The following is a 780-nucleotide window of genomic DNA, read 5'->3' as shown; positions in this document are numbered from 1 at the left end:
ACGCGGGCTGGAATTTCGGGGAGACGACGGAGGACTTCGCGGTCTCCTACGAGGTCGCTCCGGCAACTAAGGCCTTCCCGACCGGCACGTACCGCAACATCTCGGGGAACCTGGCCCTGTCCTACGGGCTGATCGCCGCAGGTCAGCAGGCGGATCTGCCGCTCTACCTGGGTTCGTATCCGATCACTCCGGCCTCCGACATCCTGCACGAGCTGTCCAGGCACAAGAACTTCGGGGTGCGGACCTTTCAGGCCGAGGACGAGATCGCGGGCATCGGCGCCGCGCTGGGGGCGGCCTTCGGCGGCTCGCTCGCGGTGACCACGACCTCCGGGCCCGGTGTGGCGCTGAAGTCGGAGACGATCGGGCTTGCGGTCTCGCTGGAACTGCCGCTGCTGGTGGTGGACATCCAGCGCGGCGGGCCGTCCACCGGTCTTCCGACCAAGACCGAGCAGGCGGATCTGCTGCAGGCCATGTTCGGGCGCAACGGCGAGGCACCGGTACCGATCGTGGCACCGAAGACACCGGCCGACTGCTTCGACGCCGCGCTCGAGGCGGCCCGGATCGCGGTCACCTACCGCACGCCGGTGTTCCTGCTCTCCGACGGTTATCTGGCCAATGGTTCGGAGCCGTGGCGGATCCCCGACACCGATGAACTCCCGGACCTGCGCGTGCAGTTCGCCTCGGGCACCAACCACACCGAGGACGACGGCACCGAGGTCTTCTGGCCCTACAAGCGCGACCCGCAGACGCTGGCGCGTCCGTGGGCGATTCCCGGCACGC

At 68.7% G+C, this 780-nt stretch carries 1 pseudogene; it reads left to right on the top strand.

Annotation, left to right across the window (positions count from 1 at the left end):
* Positions 1–780 (top strand): annotated as a pseudogene (locus ABD378_RS43740) (2-oxoacid:acceptor oxidoreductase subunit alpha); the annotation flags it as partial.

This window comes from Streptomyces rectiviolaceus, from assembly GCF_039533825.1.
In the GTDB taxonomy this organism is placed as follows: Bacteria; Actinomycetota; Actinomycetes; order Streptomycetales; family Streptomycetaceae; genus Streptomyces; species Streptomyces rectiviolaceus.
This window is presented reverse-complemented; position numbering and strand designations above follow the sequence as displayed.